Genomic DNA, 6014 nt, shown 5'->3' on the forward strand with positions numbered 1-6014 from the left:
GCGTTCGACCGAGCCGTGCTCGGCGTTTTCGATCATCACCGGCAACACGTGGAACTGGACGTCGGGTCGGCCATCGCCATCGGTGTCGAAGAAGCCGCCGCTCTCGACCACGTTGGAGGCGAGCAGGCCGCGCCGGAACAGGAGATATTCGATGCCATGCCGCAGCGCCTTGAAGCCGCGATCCTCGCCGAGCAGCGAGACCGGCTTGCGGGTCAGCGCGTAGAGCGGGGCGGCGACATGGTCCTGCAGGTCCCGCCCGACCGCCGGCATGTCGCGGACGACGGGAATGTCTATCTCCGCCAGATGCGCGGCCGGGCCGAGACCGGACAACATCATCAGTTTCGGCGTCGCAAGCGCGCCGGCGGCAAGGATCACTTCGTCCTTCGCCGAGGCGGTATGGTTATGGCCGTCCGGCGTTTGATAGGAGAGGCCGGTCGCGGCGCCGTTCTCCAGCGTGAGCGCCGTCACCAGCGCATCGGTGACGACCGTGAGATTGGCGTTGCCGGCGAGCGGCCGCAAGAACACCTTGGCGGCCGACTGCCTTTCGCCGTCTGCGGTCGTGGTCTGGTAGAAGCCGACGCCTTCCTGCCGCTCGCCGTTGAAGTCGTCATTGAAGCGGTAGCCGGCTTGCTGGGCGGCGCGCACATAGGCGAGGGACAGCGGATGCCGGTTGCGCGGATCGGAGACCGGCAACGGTCCTTCGGAGCCGTGCAACTCGCCGGCAAGCCGCTCGTTGCGCTCCAGCCTCCTGTACACCGGCAACACCTCGTCCCAGCCCCAGCCGGGACAACCGAGATCGCGCCAGCCGTCATAGTCTTCCGGCTGACCCCTTATGTAGAGCATGGCGTTGATCGAAGAGCCGCCGCCGAGCGTGCGCCCTTGCGGGATCGGCAGCGAGCGGCCGCCGACGCTCGGCTCCGGCTCCGACTGGTAGATCCAACTGCGCGCCGTGCCGATCACCTTGGCGAAGGTGGCCGGCATATCGATGAAGCGCGTGTTGTCCGCGGGGCCAGCCTCGACGACCAGCACGCGCTTGCCGGCCTGGACCAGCCGGCTCGCCACCGTGCAGCCCGCCGAGCCCGCGCCGGCGACGATGTAATCGTAGATGTCCGTCATCGGATCAGGCGTAGCGCATGATGGCGGTCTTGGTTTCGAGGTAGCCCTCGATCGCCGCGCGGCCATGCTCGCGGCCGATGCCGGATTGCTTGAAGCCGCCAAAGGGCGCTGCCGGATCCAGCGTGTTGTGCGAATTGACCCACACCGTGCCGGCCTTGAGGCCGTGGATCGCCGTCATCGCCTTGCCCATGTCACGGGTCCAGATCGAGGCCGACAGCCCGTAGCGCGTGTCGTTGGCGATGCGGATCGCCTCGTCGAGATCGGCGACCGGCATCGCCGCCACCACTGGCCCGAATACCTCCTCGCGCACGATCTCCATCTCCGGTTTCACATGGTGGAGGATGGTCGGCGCCACATAGTGACCTTTCGTAGGCACGGGTCGCGCGCCGCTCACGCGTTCGACACCCACCGCCAGGCTGCGCTCGACGAAACCCTGCACGCTCAAGCGATGCTTGGCCGAGACCAGTGGATTGATCTGCGCCTCCGCGTCGCGGCCGGCGCCCATCGTCATGCCGTCGGCGATTTCGGCCAGCCGCGCCAGCGTGCGGTCGTAGATCGGCTTCTCGATCAGGAGCCGCGCCGCCGAGGTGCAGACCTGACCCTGGTTGAAGAACATGCCGAGCCCGGCGAGCAGCGGCTCGACGCCGTCCTCCATGTCTGCGAGCAGGATCATCGGCGACTTGGAGCCGAGCTCTAGGGTGAAGCGCGCGATGCGGTCGACCGCGGCGTGGCCAACGCGCTTTCCCACTTCCGTCGAGCCGGTGAAGGTCAGCTTGTCGATACCGGGATGGCGGATCAGCGCCTCACCGGTCACAGTGCCGCTGCCGGTGACGATGTTGATGACGCCGGGCGGGAAGCCCGCTGCCTCGATCAGTTCGGCGAGCCTGAGCAGGCCGAGCGGTGTTTCCTGCGGCGGCTTGAGCACGATGGTGCAGCCGCAGGCGAGCGCCGGCGCGATCTTCCACATGCCGATCAGCAGCGGAAAGTTCCACGGCACGATGGCGCCGACGACACCCACTGGCTCCATCACCGTCATCGCTTGGTGCTTCGCCCCAGGCGGCACGGGAATGGAAACCTGGAACGTCGAGCCTTCGATCTTGGTCGCCCAGCCAGCATAGTAGCGCAGCCAGTCGACGGCGCCGCCCGCGCTCAGCATGCGCGCGACGCTGAGCGACTTGCCGTTCTCGATGCTTTCGATTTCGGCCAGAAGGTCGGCATCGGCCTCGATCGCGTCGGCAAGCTTCAGCATCAGGTTCTGGCGGTCGACCGGACGCATCGACGCCCATGGCCCCTCGAGCGCCGCGCGCGCCGCACGCACCGCTTGGTCGACGAGTTCCGGGCCGCTCTCGGGCACATGCGCGACGATCTCGCCGGAAGCGGAATCATCGACCGCCAGCCCTTCGCCGGCAAGACCGTTGACGAAACGTCCATTTATGAAGGGTCGATGCGGCCGCGACAGGAATGCGGCGGCAGCCGCGCTGATCGGCGGCACGGTTCTCTCGTTCACGCCATCCTCCTCGCAATTGATGAACATTTTTCGAGAGGGTTATGGAGTGCGCCAACGCCCTTCAAGCCGGCGCGGCCGCGAGTGCGCTTTCAGTCAAAACAAAGTTCCCGCTCGGACAAGACGGCTCGCCCGAGGCCAATCAAGATTGCGGGATGAGATCGGCCACGCTGGCATGTCTCCGTGGGTCCTGGAAGGTGAAGACGATTTGAGCGCGGTTCTCGGCAATCCGATGGTCACCACGGCCGCGCTGCCGCTGCTGCTCGGCATCGCGCTGGCGCTCGCTGCACGCTTTGTTTTGCCGGCGGCATCGCTGGTGCTCACGTTGTTCTGGGCAGCGCTGCTCCTGTTCTTCTACTGGGACACGCTCGGGCCACCGGTCATGCCGCCTGTCGCCGCCAGCCAGAAGTTGATCTATCTCGCCTTCGCCGGCACCGTCATCGGCCTGCTGCCCGAGCGGGTGTTGGGACGCGCAACGAGTCTTCTCGCCGTCGTCGCTTTCGCGGCGGCCTTCCTGTGGCTCGGTTGGCGGCGGTTGGCCGGCGGCGCTCTCGATCTGCAGCTGATTGCGGCACTTGCTGTCGGCCTGCTGACGCTGATTGGCGCCGCGATGCTGGTCGCGCAGGAGGCTTCGCCATCGCCGTCGGCGGAAGAGCCGTTCCTCGCACCGGCGGCGGTTCTCGCCCTGTCGCTCGCCGGCGCCATCGTCTCGGTGCTCGGCGCCTCGATCGTCACCGGGCAGCTGCTCGGCTCGATTGCCGCGCTGATCGGCGGCTGGTGCCTCGCGCAGTATCTCGCTGCGTTGCGCGGCGGCGCGACCGCCGCATGGAGCAAGGGCGTCGAGTTCCTGTTGCTCTATGCCGCCGCGACGGTGCTGGTCCAGGTGGCGCTGCTCGCGCCCAAGGCCAATCCCGCCGCGCTCATCCTGTCGTCCTTGCCGCCGTTCGCCGTCGCGCTCGTGCGCGGCCCGTTGCAAAACCTGCTTCCCGGCGCACGGTCCCTGCGGCCGCTGGTCGCCGGCATCCTGATCGCCGTTCCGGCGATTCTGGCCATCGTGACGGCGATCGTCTGGGCGCCGCATGGGGCCGCCCTCGGCTTTTCCTGAGCCGGATCCAAACACAACAACCAACAACAGGGAGAAAACATGTGAGGACGACAAAACTGATTGCCGCGCTCGCTTTCGCCGGCGCATCGATCCTGACTGCCGCGGCGCATGCCGATAATTACGACATCGACGGCCAGCACGCCTGGGTCACCTTCACCGTCAAGCATGGCATCTATGGCATCGCCCACGGCCAGTTCGACGCGGTCAAAGGCTCGATCGTCATGGACAAGGCGGACGTCACCAAAAGCAGCGTCAAGGCCGAGCTGGATGTCGGCTCGGTCCACACCGCCTTCGACCAGCGCGACAGCGACCTGAAAGGCCCGGACTTCTTCAACGCCGCCGAGTTTCCGACCATCAGCTTCGAAAGTACCAAGGTCGAGAAGGTCGACGACAAGACCGGCAAGGTCACCGGCAACCTCACCATCAGCGGCGTCAGCAAGGAGGTAACGCTCGACGTCAAGCTGCTCAATGAAGCGCCCGCGCCATGGGACGCGACGTTGACCAAGGCGGCTTTCAGCGCCACCGGCAAGGTCAGCACCGCCGACTTCCCAATGGCCAAGGCCGCCGATGGGTTCGGCCTCGGGCCAGAGGTCGACATCGTCATCGATCTCGAGGCGGTCAAGAAATAGGCCGCCGGAAGCCAAACGCATGATGCCGCGCGGCAAGGTCGCGCGGCATACAAGAGGAGCGCGGAAGTGCGCGCTCAGTCAAAACAAAGTTCCCGCTCGGACAAGACGGAAGGCATCTCCCGTCGCACACTCCAAACCAACGATCAGCAGCATTTGGGCGCGTGCCCATAAGGACCGCGGCATGAGATTTTCCGGCAAGACGGCCTTCATCACCGGTGGCGGCACCGGCATCGGCGCCGCTGTCGCCCGGCGCATGGCGGCAGAGGGAGCCAAAGTCGTGCTGATGGGGCGGCGGCGAGAGCCGCTCGAGGCCGTGACCAGGGATATTGGCGGGCTGGTCGTGCAGGGCGACGCCGCCGACGCCAAGGCGGTCCGCGCCGCCCTCGCCGAAGTTCACGATAAGATCGGCCCGGTCGATATCCTCGTCGCCAATGCCGGCGGCCACGGCGTCGGCCCGACGGTGACGATGAGCGACGAAACCTGGGCCCTGGCGACGCGCACCAATCTCGACACCGCTTTCGTCTGCGCCCGGGAATGCCTGCCCGATCTGATCGCGCGCAAGGGCAACATCGTCGTCGTCGCCTCGATCGCTGGCCTGTTCGCCGGACCGGCGGCGGCGGGCTACGTCACCATGAAGCATGCCTGCGTCGGCTTCGGCAAATCGCTGGCGCGCGACTACGGTCGCCAGGGCGTGCGCACCAACATCATCTGCCCCGGTTGGGTGGCGACCGCCATGGCCGACGAGCAGATGCAGGTGATTGTCGACAAGCACGGGCTGGGCTCGATCGAGGAAGCCTACAGGCTTGTCACCAAGGACGTGCCGCTCGGCCGGCCGGCGACGCCGGAGGAGGTCTCCAACGTCATCTGCTTCGTCGCTTCGAGCGAGGCGGCGATGATGAATGGTTCGATCCTGACCGTCGATGGCGGTGCCACCGTGGTCGACCTGCCGACGCTCGCTTTTGTCGATTGATTTGGAGATGGCGATGAACGACCAGAACAGACCCGCCGACTGGAAGCATTTCGACGATTTCGCCGCCGGCACCACCGACAAGAAGCTGCTGCGCGCGATGATGGGGATTTGACGCTTGCCTTCCCTCCTCCGTGAGGGGAGGGTGGCCCGAAGGGCCGGGAAGGGTCGGTTCATGCCGAACTCCACGCCGGGCGACCCCACCCGATCCGCTGCGCGGATCGGCTCTCCCTCGAGGGGGAGGTGACACCAAGAAGAGAGGACAAGAAATGGTCGGCGCATCGAAGTCGGAAGCGGGAGGCGGCCCGATCCGCTATGGCATGGTCGGCGGCGGGCAGGGCGCCTTCATCGGTGCGGTGCATCGCATCGCGGCGCGCATGGACAACGACTTCGTGCTGGTGGCCGGCGCATTGTCGTCGAACCCGGAACGGGCAAAGGCGTCGGCCGAAGAACTCGGGCTCGATCCGTCACGCAGCTATGGCTCCTATGCCGAAATGGCCAAGGCCGAGGCCAAGCGTCCCGACGGCATCGAGGCGGTGGCGATCGTGACGCCAAACAATGTGCATGTGCCGGCGGCCAAGGCCTTCCTCGAGGCCGGCATCCATGTGATCTGCGACAAGCCGCTTGCGACCTCGCTGGCCGAGGCGAAGAAGCTGGCGGCGCTGGTCGAGAAGACCGGCAAGGTGTTCGTGC

6 protein-coding genes are annotated in these 6014 nt (G+C 66.5%); 4 read left to right on the forward strand and 2 right to left on the reverse strand.

The features are described from left to right. Both EOD07_RS18805 and EOD07_RS18810 read right to left on the reverse strand, forming a co-directional pair. Nucleotides 1–1116: GMC family oxidoreductase N-terminal domain-containing protein (locus EOD07_RS18805; RefSeq protein ID WP_127236538.1), on the reverse strand; the 1116-nt coding region annotated here is incomplete at its 3' end. Between the two features lie 4 nt (nucleotides 1117–1120). Continuing rightward, nucleotides 1121–2623, reverse strand: coding sequence for an aldehyde dehydrogenase family protein (locus tag EOD07_RS18810; RefSeq protein ID WP_127236539.1), 1503 nt, complete (start codon nucleotides 2621–2623; stop codon nucleotides 1121–1123). A gap of 172 nt (nucleotides 2624–2795) precedes the next feature. On the opposite strand from EOD07_RS18810, the gene EOD07_RS18815 reads away from it, so the two are divergent. From EOD07_RS18815 to EOD07_RS18830, 4 genes are all read left to right on the forward strand, one after another. Next, nucleotides 2796–3725: a hypothetical protein gene (locus tag EOD07_RS18815; protein WP_164772344.1), complete on the forward strand. Its 930-nt coding sequence runs from the start codon at nucleotides 2796–2798 to the stop codon at nucleotides 3723–3725. Between the two features lie 41 nt (nucleotides 3726–3766). Continuing rightward, nucleotides 3767–4354: a YceI family protein gene (locus tag EOD07_RS18820; protein ID WP_040985683.1), complete on the forward strand. Its 588-nt coding sequence runs from the start codon at nucleotides 3767–3769 to the stop codon at nucleotides 4352–4354. Nucleotides 4355–4535: 181 nt separating this feature from the next. Continuing rightward, a complete protein-coding gene (locus tag EOD07_RS18825; RefSeq protein ID WP_040985682.1) occupies nucleotides 4536–5324 on the forward strand; it encodes an SDR family oxidoreductase in 789 nt (262 codons plus the stop codon). A gap of 266 nt (nucleotides 5325–5590) precedes the next feature. Further along, a partial coding sequence (locus tag EOD07_RS18830) for a Gfo/Idh/MocA family oxidoreductase (RefSeq protein ID WP_164772345.1) occupies nucleotides 5591–6014 on the forward strand: 424 nt, incomplete at its 3' end.

The sequence above is a fragment of the Mesorhizobium sp. M2C.T.Ca.TU.002.02.1.1 genome, assembly GCF_003997225.1.

Bases quoted from the DNA above. Each gene is read 5' to 3' on its own strand.
- EOD07_RS18815 (WP_164772344.1), top strand. From the start codon at position 2,796: ATGTCTCCGTGGGTCCTGGAAGGTGAAGACGATTTGAGCGCGGTTCTC.
- EOD07_RS18825 (WP_040985682.1), top strand. From the start codon at position 4,536: ATGAGATTTTCCGGCAAGACGGCCTTCATCACCGGTGGCGGCACCGGC.